Below are 18,599 nucleotides of genomic sequence, written 5' to 3' on the forward strand. Positions count from 1 at the left end.
TTATTTAATTACAGTAAATCCATAGTTTTTAAATATTTCAGCAGCTTTATCATTAGATATATAATCTATAAATTTTTTAGCTTCTTCTTTATTTGCTGAAGATTTTATTGTTGCTATAGGATAAATAACTTTTTTATGAGTACCTTCAGGAGCTTCCGCTATTATATTAATGTCATTTGCTATTTGAGCATCAGTAGCATAAACTATACCGCAATCAACTTCTCCAGTGCGAACCCAAGAAAGTACATTTCTAACATCAGAACCATAAACAGCTTTTTGTTTAACTGTATCTAATATAGATAAATTACTTAATATTTCTTCAGAATACTGTCCTACAGGTACGCTTTTTGGCTCTCCTAATCCTATTTTAGTAACATTGGCATTTGTCATATCTGTGAATGATTTTATATTTAAAGTTGAATTTGTTGGAGATATTAACACAACTTTATTTTCAAGCAAGTCTTTTCTTGTATCAGTGTCAATTAAATCTTTTTCCTGTAATGCATCCATTTGTTTTTGAGCAGCAGAAAAGAAAATATCAGCAGGTGATCCGGCTTCTATTTGCGTTTGTAATGCTCCGGATGAAGCAAAAGAGAATGTAACAGTTGTTCCTGTTTCAGTTTTATAGTTATTAGCTAATTCTGTAAGTACATCTGTTAAGCTTGCTGCAGCTAATACTAATATTTCTTTATTTTTTGTATTAGTTTGTGATGCATTATCCGCAGTATTTGAAGAACCGCATGATACAAATAAATAAGATATTAATAAAGTTATAAATATTATTTTTTTCATAGTACAGTAACCCCTTTGAATTTATTTTGTTTTTATATATGCTTTATAAAAATCTTTAATGTCCTTCACCTTTCATCATACTAATAATATGTTCTAGTAAAGGAATCATTAAATTAGTACAATATTCAGCACCTTTTTTGCTTCCAGGAAAATTAACTACAAATACATTATCATTAATTCCAGCATAACCTCTTGAAAGAGTTGCAAATATTGTCTCTTTTATAGATTCTTGCCTTATATAATCTGATATTCCTCTAACTTCCTTTTTACAAAATGCCTCTGTAGCTTCAGGCGTTACATCTCTTTGAGATAAGCCTGTTCCTCCTGTGGTTATTATAATATCAAATTTATTTTTGTTTTCAATTAAAGTATTTAATATGGTATCATATTCATCTGGTATTATGACTTTTTCAATATTTGTAATTTTTTCTTTTAGATTATCTTCAAGAGTTTTTACTATAACAGCACCTGATTTATCTTCATAAATGCCTTTAAAAGCTCTGTCAGATACAGTAATAACAAGTATCTTCAAGTTTTATTTCCCCGCCTTTAATAACTCTTACAAATATACCCTTTTTAGGCATAATACAGTCGCCTACTAATTGCTTTATATCGCAGCCATGATGGCATGCCTTTCCTATTTTAGAAACTTCTACTATAGTATCACCTATATACATTTTTGTTCCTATAGGAAGTTTATAAAGCTCAACATCTTTTGTTGTTATATTTTCAGCAAAATCACCCGGTTTGAGATTGGCTTTCATTTTATCATTAGTGTATTCTATATCTTCAATAGCAAGTAAAGAAACTTGTCTGTCTTTCAATTTATTAAAATGGGCATCATTAAGAACACCTTTATCTTCTACTAGAGTGATACTCTCTACAGGAGTTTTCACTGTACCTGTATCTTTTGATATGTTTAATGAGATTAATTTGAAATATTTCTTTTCCATAATGCAATTCTAATTTTAGATTAAAAAACTATTATTATTTAGAAGTTTATACAAAAAACAAAAATATTCAATATAAAGATAATTTTTTTTTAGAATTTTATTTAAAAATTACAAAAAATTTATTATAATATTATTTGAAACTACTTTTAATGGGAAATTAAAATGAATAATAAGCAAATATTAGATAAAGCTTTGGAACTTATAAATAATAATATAGAAGCAGAACTAATAAAAATACTCAAAATATCAGGCTCTGCTCCAAGAACATTAGATGCATTTATGATAGTTTATAAAGAAGATGATAAACAAAAAAATGTTGGTACTATAGGCGGAGGTTTATTGGAGTTTGAAGCTTTAAAAGATGCTTATTTATTTTTAGATAACAAAGAAAGTTCTATTAAAAAATATAATTTAACTCCTCAGGAAGCAGGCGGAATCGGTATGGTATGCGGAGGAAGTGCTGAGATGTCATTTGTATATTTAAATGATAATAAAGATATGATAAGTAATTTGAAAAAAGAAATTGAAGATAAAGAAAGTAATGTTTATATATTCGGCGGCGGACATGTATCCTATGATTTGGTTGAAGTTTTGTATAAAATAGGTTTTAATTGCATTGTTATAGATGATAGGGAAGAGTTTGCCAATAAAGACAGATTTCATAATGCTAGTAAAATAATAGTAAAAAATTATGAAAATGTTTTTGATAAAATAACTATTACTGATAAAGATTATATAGTAATAGTTACGGGAGGACATTCTCATGATTATATAGTTGAAAGAAATGCTTTGAAAACTAATGCATTATATATTGGAATGATAGGAAGTAAAAACAAAATAAAAACATTGCATGACAGATTAAAAAGTGAAGAAAATTATACTGATGAAATGATAGCAAGAGTGCATGCTCCAATAGGAATAGCAATAGGGGCAGAGAGTACTGAAGAAATAGCAATAAGTATAGCAGCGGAACTTATACTTATAAGGGCAAAAGCAGAAAATAGAAGAAAGATAAAAAATTAATTTATTATAAATTACAATATTATTCGGAAAGTATAAACTATAAAATATAAGTATTCAATAATTGTAGACATTTACTATTTATAAGTGATTTTACTGCAATTAAAAAAAATTTAAATATAATTTTTATTATATTATATTTTTAGAACTGTAACTTTATAAAATTAATAAATATATATTGCAATAATAGGAGTTTTTATGGCTAGAACTTTTTTACATCCGAATGAAGCTTTGGAATTGGTATTAAAAAATTCTGAAGATTATGGTAATGAAAAAATATCAGTGCTTGATTCTTATAACAGAGTTTTGGTTGATGATGTTCATGCTTTGAATGATGATCCTCCTTTTAGTAAATCTTCTATGGACGGATATGCTTATAAAAAAGAAGATGAAAATAAAAATAGTTATGTTTTAATTGAAGATAAAATTATATATGCAGGACTTTGCGATAAAATTGAAGTTAAAAGCGGGGAATGTGTAAAAATAATGACAGGTGCTATGATTCCTGAAAATTGCGATGCAGTTCATAGAGTAGAGTGGGTAGAAGAAAAAAAAGAAAAAAAAGAAAATGGCAAAACAATTATAAATTTCACTAAAAAAGAAATAACTAATAATGTAATAAAAAAAGGCAATAATAAAAAATCCGGAGATAAAATATTAGATAAAAAAATACTTTTGCCTAAAGATGTTGCTATACTTTCAGGATTTGGTTATTCTAATATAGAAGTAAAGAAGAAAATAAATACTGCTGTAATATCTACAGGTAATGAAATAGCAAATATAGGAGAAAGTTTAAAAGAAGGACAGATATACGATGCTAATGCCCCAATGCTTGTTGCTAGAACTTCAGCTTTATCCTGCAGTAGTAAATTTTATGGAAAAGTAAATGATGATGAAAAAGAGATAAAAGAAATATTATATAAGGCATTAGAAGAAAATGATATTGTTCTTATAAGCGGCGGAGTGTCTATGGGAGATTTTGATTATGTTCATAAAGAGTTATTAGAGCTTGGAGTTAATCAAATATTTCATGGTGTTGCTATGAAGCCTGGAAAACCTTTGTTCTTTGGTAAATTAGGTAAAAAGGCAGTGTTTGCTTTACCTGGTAATACAGTTTCTTCTTTTATGACTTTTGAAATAATGGTTAAACCTTATATATTAAATTGTTTAGGTGTTAATTATGATACTAATTATATAAAGGCTGTAATTAGTGAAGACTTTAAAAGAAAAGACACAGAAAGACTAGAGTATATACCTGTTCATTTGTTTTTTGATGATACAAGATTATTAGTTAAACTTATAAAATATAATAATTCTTCTATGATATCATCATTTTCTGAAGCTAATGGTATATTAAAAATAGATATTGGAATTTCTGATATTGTCAAGGGAAGTATAGTTGATGTTAGATTCCTTTAATAGAGAAATAAATTATATACGAGTTTCTGTTACCGACAGATGCAATTTAAGATGTGTATATTGTATGCCTGAAGACGGTATTATAAAAAAAACACATAGTCAAATTTTAAGCTATGAACAAATATACAATGTAGTTAAAGAGGCTTCTGAATTAGGAGTAAAAAAGGTTAGAATAACAGGAGGCGAGCCTTTAGTAAGAAAGAATATTGATGAGCTTGTATCTATGATTAGAACTATAGATAAAGTAGAGATAATAGCTATGACTACTAATGCAGTTTTTCTTGGCAGTATAGCAGAGAAATTAAAAAATGCAGGGCTTGATTCAATAAATATATCCCTTGATACTTTAGACAGTGAAAGATATAAATATATTACTAGAGGCGGAAGTATATACGATGCTATGAAAGGAATAAAAAAAGCTTCTGAATTAGGCTTTCAATTAAAGATTAATGTTGTTGTTTATGATGACAAAAGCAGAGAAGAATTGCCATTATTAAAAAAATATGCTGAGAGTATAAATGCTAAACTTCAAACTATTGAGTATTATAATCTTAATAGTCAAAAAAAAGATTCTATAGATTATGACAGACCTGCTAGATGTAAATACTGCAATAGAATAAGATTATTATCTGACGGATATTTACTCAGCTGTTTGCATAGCAATATAAAATTTAAAGTTGATTTTGATGATATTAGAGGCTCTATAATAAAATGTATTGAAGGAAAGCCTGAAAATGGTGCTTATAGTGATGCTGAATCATTAAGTATGATAGGCGGTTAATTAAATAAAAATTGAGGTTATAAAATGAATGATAAGTTAACACATATAGACGAAAGCGGTAATGCCAATATGGTTGATGTTGGAGATAAAGATATTGTAAAAAGAACTGCAGAAGCTACAGGAAAAATATATTTATCAAAAGAGACACTAAAATTGATAGAAGAAAATAATATAAAGAAAGGTGATGTCATATCTGTTGCTAGGATTGCAGGAATAATGGGAGCAAAACATACTTCTGAGCTTATACCTTTATGTCATAATATCAATATAGAAAAGGTATCTTTATACTTTACTTTAGAAGAAGACGGAATAGTTATAAAATCTTATTGCCGATGCAGTTATAAAACAGGTATAGAGATGGAAGCTTTAACAGCAGTTAGTGTTGCTGCTCTTACAATATGGGATATGTGCAAAGCTGTTGATAAGAATATGAGAATATCTGATATTACTTTATTATCAAAAACTAAAAGTTAAAATTATGAAGAATTCCTAACTGTAAACTATGAAATGAGTTAATTACTGATTCTTTATATTCTCTATCAGTATAATAATTTGAAAATTGATTAAAAGCATATTATATTTTAGCTAATATGCTAAAACCAATACCATTTTCAAAATATGATCTATATTCAAGTTGAGCAGTAATTCCGTTATTTATACCTACATTCACTTCATATTTTTCATCGCTATTTACAATAGGTATGCCTATAGAAATTAAAAGTGGGATATTTGCTGCTACCTCAAAACCACTAGCTGCAAATGCAGAAGCACTAATTAATAACATTAAAAAAAATCATAATATTAATTCTTAATTATTTTATATTAAATATTAGTATATATAATAATATTTTTTTAACATTAATGATTATTTTTTGTAAATAATTATTTATATAGATTTATCTATTATATATACTTATTAAAGTAAGGATATATAATAGATAAAGAATATTTTTTATTAATTGAAATGGAAATAAGAAACTTGATCAACTATATTATTAGATTTATCAAGTACATCTTTACTTGCATTTGCTCCATCACTAGCTATTTTAGAAGTGTCCTGAGTTATTCTATTAATTTCTATAACAGCAGTATTGATTTGTGATAGGCTATTTTCTTCTTCTATGATAGCACTTGATATTTCTGTTAATAATGTTAGTACATCATTAACAGATGTTTCTATTTGATTAAGTATATATGATGAAGCCTGAACAGATGCACTTCCATTCTGTATTTTTTCAATAGTTTCATTAGCTATTGCAGTAATATCTTTGGCAGCATTTCCAACATTTATGGCAAGATTTCTTACTTCGCTTGCAACTACAGCAAATCCTTTTCCTTGATCTCCAGCTCTTGCAGCTTCAACAGATGCATTCAAAGCTAATATATTAGTTTGGAAAGCTATTGATTCTATTATTTTTGTTATGTCTGAAATCTTTTTACTAGCCTCGGATATTAAAGCCATATTTTCTGATGTAGCATTTATAGCATTTACTCCGTTTCTTGTAGCATCTGATACTTTTTCACTCATATTTTTTGCGTTTCCTGCATTTTCAGCAGTTTCTTTTAATGATGAAAATACAAATTCTACGGATCTAGTTAATTCTTCCAAAGAACTAGCCTGTGATGTAGATCTGTCAGATAAGTCTATACTGCCATTTGTAATAATATTAACAGAGCTATTAATTCCATTTATATTATCTTTCATGCTGTAAATAATATCACCGAGTTTATTTTGCATATCATTAAGAGCTCTTATTACATCACCAGTTTGATCTTTTTTATTTAATTCTTTTTCATCAAAATGAGTATTGAAATTACCTTTTGACATAGATTTTATTATAGAAATCGTATTATCCAATGTGTTTGATATAGGTTTTGCTATAACTATTACTAATGTAGCTTCTATTGCTGATAATATTATAAATACAGATATTATTAGTATAAGTAATTTTAATAATGATGAATTTAATTCTTTATTATCTAAACTTACAATTATATTCCAATTACTATTTTTTATTTTTGATGATATATATGATAATTTTTTATCTATCCAAGCGTAATTATTATTATTCATAATATCATTTTTGTATGGAGATATTTCTTTATTATTAAAAATATTTTCTTTTAATATATAGTTTTCATTTTGATTATATATATACAATCCATCTTTATTTATAATATTTAAATTATAGTTATATTTTTTTGCTTCTTCTAAACCTGAAGATATAATTTTAGAAAAATCTACATCTATTCCTACTACACCGCTGATTTGACCATTAACATATATAGTTTTTGAAAAAGTTACTACAATAGATTTAGTAACAACATCTACATAAGGTTCAGATACTACTATTTCTCTTGAAGCTATAGCATTTTTATACCATTCTCTTGATGTTTGATCATAGTCGTTTGGCAGCTGCCCAACTGTATTTAATACTGTTCCTCCATCTTTATATGGTATTGTATCAGCATAAAATATATTTATTAAATCAGGCTCATTGTTTATAATATTTTTAAATACGTTTAATAAGTTATCCCTATTTACTTCCTTTTCTACATAAGAATAAAATATATTTATTTTTCCGTATAAAGAAGAAATATTATTTTCTATTTCCGATGAAATATTATATGTATTATATTTATTGGAATTTAAAAATCTTGTTTTATACTGAGGAAAATATGCAATATATATTGCTACACAAATTATAAATAATGCCGCCATATATGGTATTAAAAATTTAAATATTAAACTATTATTTCCAATACCGCTTTTATTATTACCCAACATAAATACAACCTCTCTAATTAAATTGAAAACAAATAAAAATTTTTTTTAAAACTATATTAATATACCTTATTATATAAAAATAGCAAATAGTATATTAAAAAAAATAGTATTTGATTAAATATATAAATTAGTAGTATTTATTAATAATAATTTTAAGTAATATATTATTGACTGAAATTTTATGCTATGATAAAATATATCAACTATTTTTGGGAGTTTTATTTATGATTAAACTTTTAAAATCTGTAATTTTTTCTTTTACTATATTTCTATTTGCAATTTCTTGCGGAGGCAGAAGCTCTAAATATGAAGAAGGAGTATTAAGACTTAATGTTGGTCCAGAGCCTCAAACTATAGACCCTACATTAAATTCCGCTATAGATGGAAGTATGTATATTATACATGCTTTTGAAGGACTTGCAACAAAAGATAAGCAAGGTAAAATAATTGGAGGAGTTGCTGAGAGTTGGGATATTAGTGATAATGGTACTAAATATGTATTTCATATTAGAAGCAATGCCAAATGGTCAGATGGAAAACCTGTAACAGCAAATGATTTTGTGTATAGCTGGAGAAGAGCAACTGATCCTAAAACTGCTGCTAATTATAGTTATCAAATGGAGCCTTTGAAAAATGCTAAAAAAATTACAGCAGGTGAAATGCCTGTTGATTCATTAGGTGTTAAGGCTTTAGATGATAATACATTAGAAGTAACATTAGAAGCACCTATACCATATTTTGATCAGCTTATGGCTTATCCGGTTTATTTTCCTTTAAGACAGGATATCATAGAAGCTAATCCTGATAGTTGGACTATGAGTCCTGAAACTTACATAGGAAACGGTCCTTTTAAAATGACTGAAAGATCTATCGATGATAGGATAGTTATGGAAGTTAATACTAATTATTGGAATGTTTCAGCTATAGTACCTAAAAAATTAATATTTGTTTTAATGGATAATGGAACATCTGTAGTAGCAGGTATTAAAGAAGGTTCTATATATTTTTCTGATAGAGTTCCTACTCAAGATATGGATGTTTTAAAAGAGGAAGGATATTTACAAATCAAACCTTATTTAGCACTTTATTATTATAGCTTAAATAATACTAATGATACTTTAAAAGATGTGAGAGTTCGTAAAGCATTATCTTTGGCTATAGATAGAAATTATATAGTAGAGCAGGTTACAAGAGGCGGACAGATTCCAGCTGCTGCAGTTGTACCAGCTTTAATATCAGATGTTAGCGGAAGTTTTAGAACGAATGGTGGTGATTATTACAGTCTAAAACCAGAAGATTATACTAAAAATGTAGAAGAAGCTAAAAAATTATTAGCAGAAGCAGGATATCCTGATGGTCAAGGTTTTCCTGTATTAGATTTTAAAACTAATCCCGGAGAGCATACTTCTATATTTGAAGCTATACAGCAGATGTGGAAAAATAATTTAGGAATAGACAGCACAATATCAAGCGAAGAATGGGCAGTATTCCAACAAACTCGTTTGGATAAATCTTATGTGATTGCTAGAAACGCTTGGGTTGGAGATTACGATGACCCTATGACATTTTTAGGTATGTTCTTAAGCCATAGTGCTCAAAATGCTGAAGGTTATAATAATCCTCAATATGATACATTATTAGCACAGGCTTCTTCTATAGGTGATAATAATGTAAGAATGCCTATACTTCATAAAGCTGAAGATTTATTTATGTCTGAAATGCCTATCATACCTTTATATTTTTATACTTTACCTGTACTTGTTAATCCTAATTTGAAAGATGTGCAGTATGATGTTTTAGGTAAACATAAATTTTTCTATGCTTATTTAGAGAATAGTGAAAATTAAAAATTGATTATATTTTATTAGTGTTAAAACAAGGGAGTGAAAAACCCTTGTTTTTTATTGTAAAATAATTATTGATAGTGGAAAATGATTCTTATAATATTAGTTTTTGGAGGAAATTTATATGTTATTAAGTAATTTTGATAATCTTGATTCTAAAGAAGTTTTCAGATGGTTTGCTGAAATAAGTAAAATACCTAGAAGATCTAAACATGAAAAACAGATTAGTGATTTTTTAGTTCAATTTGCCAAAGATAGAAATTTGGAAGTATATCAGGATAAAGTGAATAATGTAATAATAAAGAAGGAAGCTACAAAAGGTTATGAGAATATCGCACCTGTTATTATACAGGGACATATGGATATGGTTTGTGAAAAAACTAGTGAATCGAAACATGATTTTGATAAAGATCCTTTTGTGAAAAAACTAGTGAATCGAAACATGATTTTGATAAAGATCCTATAGAATTAATAGTTGAAGGAGATGTTTTAAGGGCCAATGATACTACTTTAGGTGCAGATGATGGTATTGCTGTTGCTTATGGTCTTGCTTTTCTTGATTCTAAAGATATACCTCATCCAGCATTGGAAATTCTAATTACAACTGATGAAGAAGACGGTATGTCAGGGGCATTTTCTGTTACTGATGAACATTTAAATGGTAAAACTCTTATAAGTTTGGATTCTGAGGCTGAGGGTGTACTTTGGGTAAGCAGTGCAGGTGGTATCAATGCAGTTTCTGAATTTAATATAGAGAGAGAGAGTAATAATAATCCTTCATTAAAGATAGAGATTAAAGGGCTAAAAGGCGGACATTCCGGTATGGAAATTGATAAACAGAGAGCTAATGCTATAAAGATATTAGGAAGAGTTTTATATTCTGTAAAAGATTATATAAATATTTCTTATATAGATGGTGGTTCTGTTCATAATGCTATAGCTAAAAGTGCCTATGCCGTTATTACTACTGAAGATACGAATAAAGTAAAAAATATTATAGAAGAACTTTCTAAAAAGATAAAATTTGAATATAGAGTTGTTGATCCTGATATGGAAATAGTTGTTTCAAATGCTGAAAATGTGAAAGAATGTTATAAAAAAGACTTAAGCAAGAATGTTATAAATTTTATGATGCTATCACCTGACGGAGTTCTTTATATGAGTAAGGATATAGATGGTTTAGTTCAGACAAGTGCTAATAATGGAGTGCTTAAAGAAAAAAATAATAAATTAACATCTACTGTATTTATTAGAAGTTCTGTAGAGAGTTCATCAAATGAAATAGTTTCAAGGGTTAAGGCTTTATCTTCTTTAACAAATGCTTCTTTTATAGATCAAGATGGATATGCTGCTTGGGAATATGATCCTAATTCAAAAGTAAGAGATATAGCGGTAAAAGCATATAAAACTGTTACAGGTAAAGATGCTGATGTATCTTCTGTGCATGTTGGTTTAGAGTGCGGAATATTAAAACAAGCGTTAAAAGATGCTGATATTATTAGTATGGGGCCTAATATTTACAATGTTCATACTCCTAAAGAATATTTAAGTATATCTTCAGTAGACAGAGTATGGAAAGTGTTAAAAGAGATTATTAAAAATATGAAATAATTAATTTGGTATTTTTAAAATTTTTATTCTCTATTGTTTTTATTTGTTTATTAATATATATTAATAAATAATATATTTTTGGAGATATTATGATATATAATAATATACTTGATATGATAGGAAATACTCCTATTTTAAGATTACAAAATATAGAATCTAAATTTAATTTAGGTGGAAATGTAGAGTTGTATGGAAAAGTAGAAAAGAATAATCCAGCAGGTTCAATAAAAGATAGAGCTGTTAAGCAAATAATATTGGATCTATTCAAAGAAGGTAAATTAAAGGAAGGTGCAACTATAATAGAACCTACTTCAGGTAATACAGGTATTGCTATGGCAGCTATTGGAAAGTATCTGAAATTGAATGTTATAATAGTTATGCCTTCATCTATGTCTGAAGAAAGAAGAAAGCTTATAAGGAATTATGGAGCAAAATTAGAATTAGTTGATGGAGGAATGGATGCTGCTGTAAAAAGAGCAGAACAATTAAATAAAAAGATAGTTGATTCTGTTATACCTGGTCAGTTTATTAATAAATCTAATATAGATGCTCATTATCTTACAACTGCACCTGAAATATTTAGTGACATTCCGGATATTGATTATATATTTGCTGGTATTGGTACAGGTGGTACTATAACAGGAATAGGAAAGTATGTAATGGAGAAAAATAAAAATACTAAAGTTATAGGAGTGGAACCTGAATCATCTCCTTTACTTACAAAAGGACGTACTTCTGCTCATAAAATACAGGGTATAGGTCCTAATTTTGTACCTGAAATTTTAGATTTAAATGTTGTATCTAAAATAATAGATGTATCTGATGATAATGCTATAAATACAGCAAGAGAAATATGTTTTAATGAGGGGCTGCTTGTAGGAATATCTTCCGGAGCAAGTGTTTATGCAGCAATAGATTTTTATAGAAATTTAACTAAAAAAGATACTATAATAAAGATGCTTTGTATATTGCCTGATACAGGTGAAAGATACTCTTGGAATTAAGGTCTCATTTTATGAAATTGAAAACTTTTAATGAACTTCCTAATCAAAAGGATATTAAGGATATAGTTAAACTTATAAGGGATTATGCATTTCCTAATTTTTTTAGAGAAAGTCCTAATAGAGATATTGTCAAAAAAAGCATAGCTAAACTTTATATGAAAATAGTTACTGATGATTCTCACTTATTAGATTTTATAGAACAGCTTGATGATATTGTTATAAGTTTAGAACATGATTTAGAATTTTTTTATCAATCAGATCCGGCATCAAAATCTTATGATGAAATAATATTCACATATCCGGGATTTAGAGCCATATTTCATTATAGAATAGCACATATATTTTATAAGCAAAATGAATCTTTGATAGCTAGAACTATATCCGAATTTGCACATTCAAAAACAGGTATAGATATTCATCCTGGAGCTGAAATAGGGGATTATTTCTTTATAGATCATGGCACAGGCATTGTTATAGGTGAAACTACTGTTATTGGACATCATGTAAAAATATATCAAGGTGTTACGTTGGGAGCATTATCATTAACTAATGGAAGAGCTTTAGAAGGTCAGAAAAGACATCCTACAGTATGTGATAATGTTACAATATATGCTAATGCTTCTATATTTGGCGGAAACACTACTATAGGGGCAAATGCTGTGATAGGAGCTAACTGTATAGTTTTAGAATCGGTTGAAGAAAATAGAAAGTTAACTCTTAATGATAATATGTCTGTATAATCTATATAATATTGTAATATAAAATAAAGCCTGTATTCGATTGGAATTCAGGCTTTTTTTAATTAATTATATTTGTTATTAAAATTTAGGGCCGTATCTATATCCAAATTGTATACCTATATCTACATTGCCGAATGTTTCATTCTCTACAACATTTAAATAGCTGCTAGTTTGAGCCCAATAATTTCCAAAATCGTATCCTACATAAAATCCTAAATTAACCGCTGAATCTATACCTACAAAAAATGAATAATCAAATGTAGCTCTCATATAAAGTCTAGCATATATATCATGTTTTATTTCTATATTACCTATTTCTGGAGTATAATATGAAGAATTTGGTGTTAATGTTATTTTGTATCCTATATTTAATCCTATTGAACAAGAATAAAAATTGAATTTAGGCATTATACCAAAATACAAATCATTATCTGTAAATTTATAACGTACTGTATTATTATATTTAGAATATTTAGTTTCAGTATAACTATATCCCATTACTCCTAATAAACTAATTCCCATTTTTTCCTTTATTTGGAACATATAACCAAGATTTGCTTCAATGCCTCCCTGAAAATTTACTTCGCCTTTAGGGTTACCTTCTACATTTACATTCTTATGAATTACGGTAATACCCATACCTAAAGGAACATTAACTATTGCTTCAAAACCTCCTTTTACTTCTGAAAATGTTGTTTTACATATCATTATAAATAATATAATTAATGTAAATATTCTTTTCTGTGCCATATAAACTCCAATAAAATTGTAAATATTAACTATATAATATTAATAATTTTAAAATTTTAGTCAATAAAAAAATATTTTTTAAAAAAATACTTTACTTATTGTGCTTTTTTTGTTATGTTTAAATAACTTATTTATGAAAAATATATATTATGTTGTCGAAAAGGTTTGTTAAAAATGAAAAAGAAGTGTTTTATTTTGTTGATTTGTGTAGTTATTGGGTTGTTAGTGTTTGGAGCGGTTTCATGTTCTAAAAGGTTAAATCCCTTTATTCCAAATAGCGGCAGTGGTAATGGCGGCGGAGAAATAACTCCTCCTATAGATCCTCCTGATGGCGGCGGTGAAAATGATCCAGAATGGTTTTTACCTCCTGAAAAACAGGTTAAACCTTTTATGAAAACAGAAGTTCTTTTTGAAAGTAAAATAGAAAATAATCAAACTAATAAACCTCTAAAAATATATAGGATACCAGGAATAACAGTTTCAGAAAAAAATACTATAATAGCAGTTGCTGATTATAGAAAAAATAGTTATAGGGATGTTGGATTCAGTGGTTCTCAAGCTATAGATATTGTTGTAAGAAGAAGCGAAGATGGAGGAATAAATTGGGGACCTGAAATAATTATACCTCCTTTAGCTAAAAATAATAGAGAATCACATGGAGATTCATTATTTTTCTCATGTAAAAATGGGGATTTAGTAGTTTTATGTGCAGCAGGTGGGGCATATAGACAGGATCCTGGTTTTGGTGGCTCTAAAATTATGATATCAAGAAGTACAGATGATGGACTTACTTGGAGTGATTGGGAACTTGCAAAAGGAGATATTAATGATTTTGGTCATGGTAAATTGGCTGGTTATGATAGGGGGTTTGCAGCTTCAGGTACAGGTGCAAGACTGTTTAATGGTACTTTAATGGGGGCTATGTTAGTAAATAAAGGTACAGCAGATACAACAGCTGCTGCTGCTGTTATAGTTTCAGAAGACAATGGAAATACTTGGTATGTTAGAAGTATAGCTAAAAGAAAATCAGGAACTCAAAATGAGCCTAAAGTTGTTACTCAATTAAATGATGGAAGAATTTTATTATCTGTACGTTCAGGTAAAGTTGGAAATCAAAGAGTGTGGTTTAAGTCTGCTGCTGATGTAGGTTCTAAATGGAATGAAATTAATCCTAAAGGTAATTTTTATGATGGTAATTGTAATGCTGAAGGTATTTTATTTACTTCTACTCTAGAGGGATATAATAAAAACAGACTTATACATTTAGCATTAAATTCGCCATTTGGAAGGCGAGATCTTACAGCTTTTATAAGTTATGATGAAGGAGAATCATGGAAAAAGTTAAGAATGTTAAATAATGGAGGAAGAGCTGGATATGCAGCATTAGCCAGATTAAAAGATGGTACAATAGTATCATTGGCTGAAGAACAAGCTGGACAAGGATTTCCTGAAACTAAAGACTATGTAGATCTTTATAATATTGTATTTAGAAGGTTTAATTTAAGATGGCTTACAGAAAATTTACCTGAAAGTGAAAAGGATTTTTATACTCCTCCTAATCAAGCTCTTAGAAGAAGATGGTAATTTAATACTACATAAAACTATAAAAAAGAAAGGAATTTGTTTCCTTTCTTTTTTTATTTATAGAATTTCATTGAAATAATTATAAATATAATGTACTATTATGTTAAGTTAATTATGTTAATTATGTGATAAATTAAAAGGATTTTTCTATGGCTTCAGTTGTTACTTTTGGAGAAATAATGCTTAGGCTTTCTCCCCCTTCAAATTTAAGATTTGTACAGGCTAATTCATTGGATGTAAGATTCGGAGGCGGCGAGGCTAATGTTGCTTTTGCTTTGTCTAATTTTGGAGTTGATGCTTCATTTGTTACTAAGCTTCCCAATAATGATATAGGACAGGCTTGTATTAATGAATTAAGACGTTATGGTGTGGATGTATCTAATATAGTTTTGGGCGGTAATAGAATAGGTATATATTTCCTTGAAAAAGGAGCAAGTCAAAGAGGATCTAAAGTAATATATGATAGAGCTAATTCTTCAATATCACAATGCACTAAAGAAGATTTTGACTGGGATAAAATTTTTGACGGAGTTAAATGGTTTCATCTTACAGGTATAACTCCTGCACTTGGAAAAAATGTTGCTGAAGTTTGTATTGAAGCTTGCAAAAAAGCTAAAGAAAAAAATATTACTATTAGTTTAGATTTAAATTATAGAAAGAAATTATGGACATCAAAAGAAGCTAATGAAACTATGAGTAAATTAATGCCTTATGTTGATATATGTGTAGCTAATGAAGAAGATGCTGAAAAAGTATTCGGTATTAAAGCAAAAGATAGTAATATAATAGAAGGTAAATTATCTCATGAAGGCTATAAAGATGTGGCTAAAGAAATAGTAGATAGATTTAAAGTAAAAAAAGTTGGAATCGCTTTAAGAGGTTCAATTTCTGCAAGCGAGAATCTATGGTCTTGTATGCTTTATAATGGAGAAGAATATTTCTTTTCAAAAGAGTATTTAATAAAAATAGTGGATAGAGTAGGAGGCGGAGACAGTTTTGCTGCCGGACTTATATATTCACTTTTAAATGGTAAAGATGACAGAGAGGCATTAGAGTTTGCATCTGCTGCTAGTTGTCTGAAACATTCTATTGATGGTGATTTTAATGTTGTAACTGTTGATGAGGTTATGACAGTTTATAATGGAGATGCTTCAGGACGTATTCAAAGATAATTATAATTTATTTTTATTCTTGACAATTTATAGTCTTAAGACTACAATTATATATATATAAAATAAATAACTAGGAGTTTTAAATTATGAAAGAAGTAGTTATAGCTATAGATATTGGCGGAACATCTATGAAAGGTGCTGTTATAGAGGAAAACGGCAATATTTTATATAAAGATAATTTTGATGTAAATCCTAGTCATACAACAGAAGAACATAAAAAAATTATTACAGAATTCGTTGAAAAATTAAAAAGCAATATACCTAATGATTATAAAGCTGTAGGTTTGGGAATAGACTGTCCGGGAGTTATGAATAGAGAAACACTCCATATGGGAGGAGCTGAAAATATACCAGGGCTTAAAGGATTAAAATTTTCTGATATAGGCGATAAATTTAATTTGCCTACAAAGACAGCTAATGATGCAAGTATGGCAGCTTTAGGCGAGGCAAAATATGGAAGCGGTAAAGAAAAGGATTATCAGTCTGTAATGTTTGTTACACTTGGAACAGGTGTTGGAGGCGGATTTGTACTTAATGGAAAATTATTTACAGGTTCTTTAGGTGGAGCAGGAGAGATCGGACATGTATTTGTAGTTCCTGATGGTGATAAATGTAACTGCGGATCAAGCGGCTGTATTGAGCGTTATGCTTCTGCTACCGGCTTCATTGCTATGGCTAAGCAGAAAATTCATAAAGGGGTTATTCCTACTTCTTTAACTTATGAAGAATTAGATAAAGGAAAGGCTAAGGCTTTATTTGATGCTGCTAAAAAAGGCGATGCATTAGCTAAAGAAACTATTGCAGAATGTTCCTACTATTTAGGTATGTCTATAGCACAGGCTTTGAATATGCTTGATTTGGACTTGGTTCTTATAGGCGGCGGACTTTGTAAGGACTTTGATATGATGATAGAGCATATTAATAGAGCTGTAAGAAATTATGGGCTTAGAATGATGGTTAATAATCTTGAAATAAAACCTGCTTCTTTAGGAAATGATGCTGGTGTTTTAGGATGTGCTGCTTTATTCTTTAGAAATAATTGATATTTATAATTGACTTTTTTTCATATTATGGTATTATATATTAAACCGATTATATTGGTAAACTTTTCCATAATAGCAAAATGTTCTTAGTTATTCTGTTTTAGAATACATAAAAGACATTGTTACTAATTTAGTAATCAAAGCATTATGATTTTTATAATACTAATGTTTATATATGAAATTTATGGATAGGGTGCCTTAATCGGTACTCTATTTTTATTTTAAAGGATATGATTATGTCATTACCAGTTATGAAAGACCTTTTAGAGGCAGGCGTACATTTCGGACACCCAACTAGAAAATGGGATCCTAGAATGAAACCTTTTATTTTCCAAGAGAGAAATGATATCTATATCATTGACCTTATGAAAACTTTAACTTATGTTAAAAAAGCTCATGAAGCAGTAAAAGAAATGGCTAGAAACGGCGGAAATGTTCTTTTCGTTGGTACTAAAAAACAAGCTTCTCAGAGCATTAAAGAAGCTGCTGAAAAATGCGATATGTACTATGTTAATAATCGCTGGTTAGGCGGTATGCTTACAAATTTTGCTACTATCAAAAAAAGTATTGCAAGACTCAAAAAGATAGAAAAAGAAGAGGTTGATGGTACTTTTGATAAACTTCCTAAAAAAGAGGTTATACTTCTTCTTAAAGAAAAAGAAAGATTAGAGAAAAACTTTGCAGGTATTAAAGATATGGAAAATTTACCTGATATGCTTTTCGTAATAGACCCAATGCAGGAAGCTATTGCTGTAAGCGAAGCTAGAAAATTAGGAATACCTGTTGTAGCAGTTGTTGATACTAACTGTAACCCTGAAGTTATAGATCACCCAATACCTGGTAACGATGATGCTATAAGAGCTATAAGTTTATTTGCAGGTGTTGTTGCTTCTGCTGTTATAGAAGGACAAAATGAAGCAGGAAAAGAAACATTAGCTAAGCATGACAGCTCTTCTGATGAATCTTCTGAAGAAGTTTATGATAATAGCGCTACAGAAGCTGCTGAGGCTGTTGCTGAAAAATATGGTGTTTCTCAAGAAGATGATCAGTAATTAATATAAATTGTTAATAATAAAATATTTAATATAAAGGAAAAAT

At 28.6% G+C, this 18,599-nt stretch carries 19 protein-coding genes; 13 read left to right on the forward strand and 6 right to left on the reverse strand.

All coding sequences use genetic code 11. The features are described 5' to 3' along the window. Genes modA through BRSU_RS05545 form a run of 3 tightly spaced genes read right to left on the reverse strand, consistent with a single transcriptional unit; the run spans nucleotide 1 to nucleotide 1,745 of the window. Nucleotides 1-792 (reverse strand): molybdate ABC transporter substrate-binding protein, encoded by a 792-nt coding sequence (modA, locus tag BRSU_RS05535; RefSeq protein WP_048594286.1) that lies wholly within the window; start codon nucleotides 790-792, stop codon nucleotides 1-3. Nucleotides 793-847: 55 nt separating this feature from the next. Next, entirely contained in the window at nucleotides 848-1,324 is a 477-nt protein-coding gene (locus tag BRSU_RS05540) for a MogA/MoaB family molybdenum cofactor biosynthesis protein (protein WP_048594287.1), read from the reverse strand. Next, nucleotides 1,296-1,745 (reverse strand): MOSC domain-containing protein, encoded by a 450-nt coding sequence (locus BRSU_RS05545; RefSeq protein ID WP_048594288.1) that lies wholly within the window; start codon nucleotides 1,743-1,745, stop codon nucleotides 1,296-1,298. The genes BRSU_RS05540 and BRSU_RS05545 overlap by 29 nt, the downstream gene beginning before the upstream one ends. A 162-nt stretch (nucleotides 1,746-1,907) precedes the next feature. Between BRSU_RS05545 and BRSU_RS05550 the strand changes: the two genes are divergently transcribed. From BRSU_RS05550 to moaC, 4 genes are all read left to right on the forward strand, one after another. After that, a complete protein-coding gene (locus tag BRSU_RS05550; protein WP_048594289.1) occupies nucleotides 1,908-2,768 on the forward strand; it encodes an XdhC family protein in 861 nt (286 codons plus the stop codon). 195 nt (nucleotides 2,769-2,963) lie between these two features. After that, on the forward strand, nucleotides 2,964-4,184 hold the full coding sequence (locus BRSU_RS05555; protein WP_048594290.1) for a molybdopterin molybdotransferase MoeA: 1,221 nt from the start codon (nucleotides 2,964-2,966) through the stop codon (nucleotides 4,182-4,184). Then, nucleotides 4,168-4,965, forward strand: coding sequence for a GTP 3',8-cyclase MoaA (locus tag BRSU_RS05560; RefSeq protein WP_048594291.1), 798 nt, complete (start codon nucleotides 4,168-4,170; stop codon nucleotides 4,963-4,965). The genes BRSU_RS05555 and BRSU_RS05560 overlap by 17 nt, the downstream gene beginning before the upstream one ends. 24 nt (nucleotides 4,966-4,989) lie before the next feature. Further along, on the forward strand, nucleotides 4,990-5,439 hold the full coding sequence (gene moaC, locus BRSU_RS05565; protein WP_048594292.1) for a cyclic pyranopterin monophosphate synthase MoaC: 450 nt from the start codon (nucleotides 4,990-4,992) through the stop codon (nucleotides 5,437-5,439). Nucleotides 5,440-5,539: 100 nt separating this feature from the next. Here the strand turns inward: moaC and BRSU_RS14665 are convergent, their stop codons facing one another. Together BRSU_RS14665 and BRSU_RS05575 are read right to left on the reverse strand one after the other, a co-directional pair. Beyond that, nucleotides 5,540-5,749: a hypothetical protein gene (locus tag BRSU_RS14665; RefSeq protein WP_053082761.1), complete on the reverse strand. Its 210-nt coding sequence runs from the start codon at nucleotides 5,747-5,749 to the stop codon at nucleotides 5,540-5,542. A gap of 171 nt (nucleotides 5,750-5,920) precedes the next feature. After that, nucleotides 5,921-7,753: a methyl-accepting chemotaxis protein gene (locus BRSU_RS05575; protein WP_048594293.1), complete on the reverse strand. Its 1,833-nt coding sequence runs from the start codon at nucleotides 7,751-7,753 to the stop codon at nucleotides 5,921-5,923. A gap of 224 nt (nucleotides 7,754-7,977) precedes the next feature. Here BRSU_RS05575 and BRSU_RS05580 point away from each other — a divergent pair, with 224 nt between their 5' ends. The 5 genes from BRSU_RS05580 to epsC all read left to right on the forward strand — a co-directional run bounded on the left by BRSU_RS05580 (nucleotide 7,978) and on the right by epsC (nucleotide 12,952). Beyond that, nucleotides 7,978-9,600 carry a peptide ABC transporter substrate-binding protein gene (locus BRSU_RS05580; RefSeq protein WP_048594294.1) on the forward strand — a complete coding sequence of 541 codons (1,623 nt, stop codon included), beginning with the start codon at nucleotides 7,978-7,980 and terminating at the stop codon, nucleotides 9,598-9,600. A gap of 121 nt (nucleotides 9,601-9,721) precedes the next feature. Continuing rightward, the gene (locus tag BRSU_RS15000; RefSeq protein ID WP_280642051.1) at nucleotides 9,722-10,063 is read left to right on the forward strand and encodes a hypothetical protein; all 342 of its coding nucleotides are present in this window, start codon (nucleotides 9,722-9,724) and stop codon (nucleotides 10,061-10,063) included. A gap of 5 nt (nucleotides 10,064-10,068) precedes the next feature. Beyond that, complete coding sequence (gene pepD, locus BRSU_RS05585) at nucleotides 10,069-11,208, forward strand: beta-Ala-His dipeptidase (protein WP_280642066.1); 1,140 nt, start codon at nucleotides 10,069-10,071, stop codon at nucleotides 11,206-11,208. Between the two features lie 89 nt (nucleotides 11,209-11,297). Then, the gene (locus tag BRSU_RS05590; RefSeq protein ID WP_048594295.1) at nucleotides 11,298-12,212 is read left to right on the forward strand and encodes a PLP-dependent cysteine synthase family protein; all 915 of its coding nucleotides are present in this window, start codon (nucleotides 11,298-11,300) and stop codon (nucleotides 12,210-12,212) included. An 11-nt stretch (nucleotides 12,213-12,223) separates the two neighbouring features. Continuing rightward, nucleotides 12,224-12,952, forward strand: a complete 729-nt coding sequence (epsC, locus tag BRSU_RS05595; RefSeq protein ID WP_048595140.1) for a serine O-acetyltransferase EpsC — start codon at nucleotides 12,224-12,226, stop codon at nucleotides 12,950-12,952. Between the two features lie 78 nt (nucleotides 12,953-13,030). Here the strand turns inward: epsC and BRSU_RS05600 are convergent, their stop codons facing one another. Further along, nucleotides 13,031-13,702, reverse strand: coding sequence for a hypothetical protein (locus BRSU_RS05600; RefSeq protein WP_048594296.1), 672 nt, complete (start codon nucleotides 13,700-13,702; stop codon nucleotides 13,031-13,033). 174 nt (nucleotides 13,703-13,876) lie between these two features. On the opposite strand from BRSU_RS05600, the gene BRSU_RS05605 reads away from it, so the two are divergent. The 4 genes from BRSU_RS05605 to rpsB all read left to right on the forward strand — a co-directional run bounded on the left by BRSU_RS05605 (nucleotide 13,877) and on the right by rpsB (nucleotide 18,553). Then, nucleotides 13,877-15,286, forward strand: a complete 1,410-nt coding sequence (locus BRSU_RS05605) for a sialidase family protein (protein ID WP_245158056.1) — start codon at nucleotides 13,877-13,879, stop codon at nucleotides 15,284-15,286. Nucleotides 15,287-15,435: 149 nt separating this feature from the next. Further along, nucleotides 15,436-16,458, forward strand: a complete 1,023-nt coding sequence (locus tag BRSU_RS05610; RefSeq protein WP_048594298.1) for a sugar kinase — start codon at nucleotides 15,436-15,438, stop codon at nucleotides 16,456-16,458. A gap of 86 nt (nucleotides 16,459-16,544) precedes the next feature. After that, a complete protein-coding gene (locus tag BRSU_RS05615; RefSeq protein ID WP_048594299.1) occupies nucleotides 16,545-17,501 on the forward strand; it encodes an ROK family protein in 957 nt (318 codons plus the stop codon). 236 nt (nucleotides 17,502-17,737) lie between these two features. After that, nucleotides 17,738-18,553: a 30S ribosomal protein S2 gene (rpsB, locus tag BRSU_RS05620; protein WP_028331245.1), complete on the forward strand. Its 816-nt coding sequence runs from the start codon at nucleotides 17,738-17,740 to the stop codon at nucleotides 18,551-18,553. Nucleotides 18,554-18,599 lie beyond the last annotated feature (46 nt).

This window comes from Brachyspira suanatina, assembly GCF_001049755.1.
GTDB classification, from domain to species: domain Bacteria; phylum Spirochaetota; class Brachyspiria; order Brachyspirales; family Brachyspiraceae; genus Brachyspira; species Brachyspira suanatina.

Excerpts from the sequence above, each read along its gene's own strand:
- modA (WP_048594286.1), bottom strand. The coding sequence starts at position 792 with ATGAAAAAAATAATATTTATAACTTTATTAATATCTTATTTATTTGTA.
- BRSU_RS05545 (WP_048594288.1), bottom strand. The coding sequence starts at position 1,745 with ATGGAAAAGAAATATTTCAAATTAATCTCATTAAACATATCAAAAGAT.
- BRSU_RS05550 (WP_048594289.1), top strand. The coding sequence starts at position 1,908 with ATGAATAATAAGCAAATATTAGATAAAGCTTTGGAACTTATAAATAAT.
- BRSU_RS05555 (WP_048594290.1), top strand. The coding sequence starts at position 2,964 with ATGGCTAGAACTTTTTTACATCCGAATGAAGCTTTGGAATTGGTATTA.
- BRSU_RS05560 (WP_048594291.1), top strand. The coding sequence starts at position 4,168 with ATGTTAGATTCCTTTAATAGAGAAATAAATTATATACGAGTTTCTGTT.
- moaC (WP_048594292.1), top strand. The coding sequence starts at position 4,990 with ATGAATGATAAGTTAACACATATAGACGAAAGCGGTAATGCCAATATG.
- BRSU_RS14665 (WP_053082761.1), bottom strand. The coding sequence starts at position 5,749 with ATGTTATTAATTAGTGCTTCTGCATTTGCAGCTAGTGGTTTTGAGGTA.
- BRSU_RS05575 (WP_048594293.1), bottom strand. The coding sequence starts at position 7,753 with ATGTTGGGTAATAATAAAAGCGGTATTGGAAATAATAGTTTAATATTT.
- BRSU_RS05580 (WP_048594294.1), top strand. The coding sequence starts at position 7,978 with ATGATTAAACTTTTAAAATCTGTAATTTTTTCTTTTACTATATTTCTA.
- BRSU_RS15000 (WP_280642051.1), top strand. The coding sequence starts at position 9,722 with ATGTTATTAAGTAATTTTGATAATCTTGATTCTAAAGAAGTTTTCAGA.
- BRSU_RS05590 (WP_048594295.1), top strand. The coding sequence starts at position 11,298 with ATGATATATAATAATATACTTGATATGATAGGAAATACTCCTATTTTA.
- epsC (WP_048595140.1), top strand. The coding sequence starts at position 12,224 with ATGAAATTGAAAACTTTTAATGAACTTCCTAATCAAAAGGATATTAAG.
- BRSU_RS05600 (WP_048594296.1), bottom strand. The coding sequence starts at position 13,702 with ATGGCACAGAAAAGAATATTTACATTAATTATATTATTTATAATGATA.
- BRSU_RS05605 (WP_245158056.1), top strand. The coding sequence starts at position 13,877 with ATGAAAAAGAAGTGTTTTATTTTGTTGATTTGTGTAGTTATTGGGTTG.
- BRSU_RS05610 (WP_048594298.1), top strand. The coding sequence starts at position 15,436 with ATGGCTTCAGTTGTTACTTTTGGAGAAATAATGCTTAGGCTTTCTCCC.
- BRSU_RS05615 (WP_048594299.1), top strand. The coding sequence starts at position 16,545 with ATGAAAGAAGTAGTTATAGCTATAGATATTGGCGGAACATCTATGAAA.
- rpsB (WP_028331245.1), top strand. The coding sequence starts at position 17,738 with ATGTCATTACCAGTTATGAAAGACCTTTTAGAGGCAGGCGTACATTTC.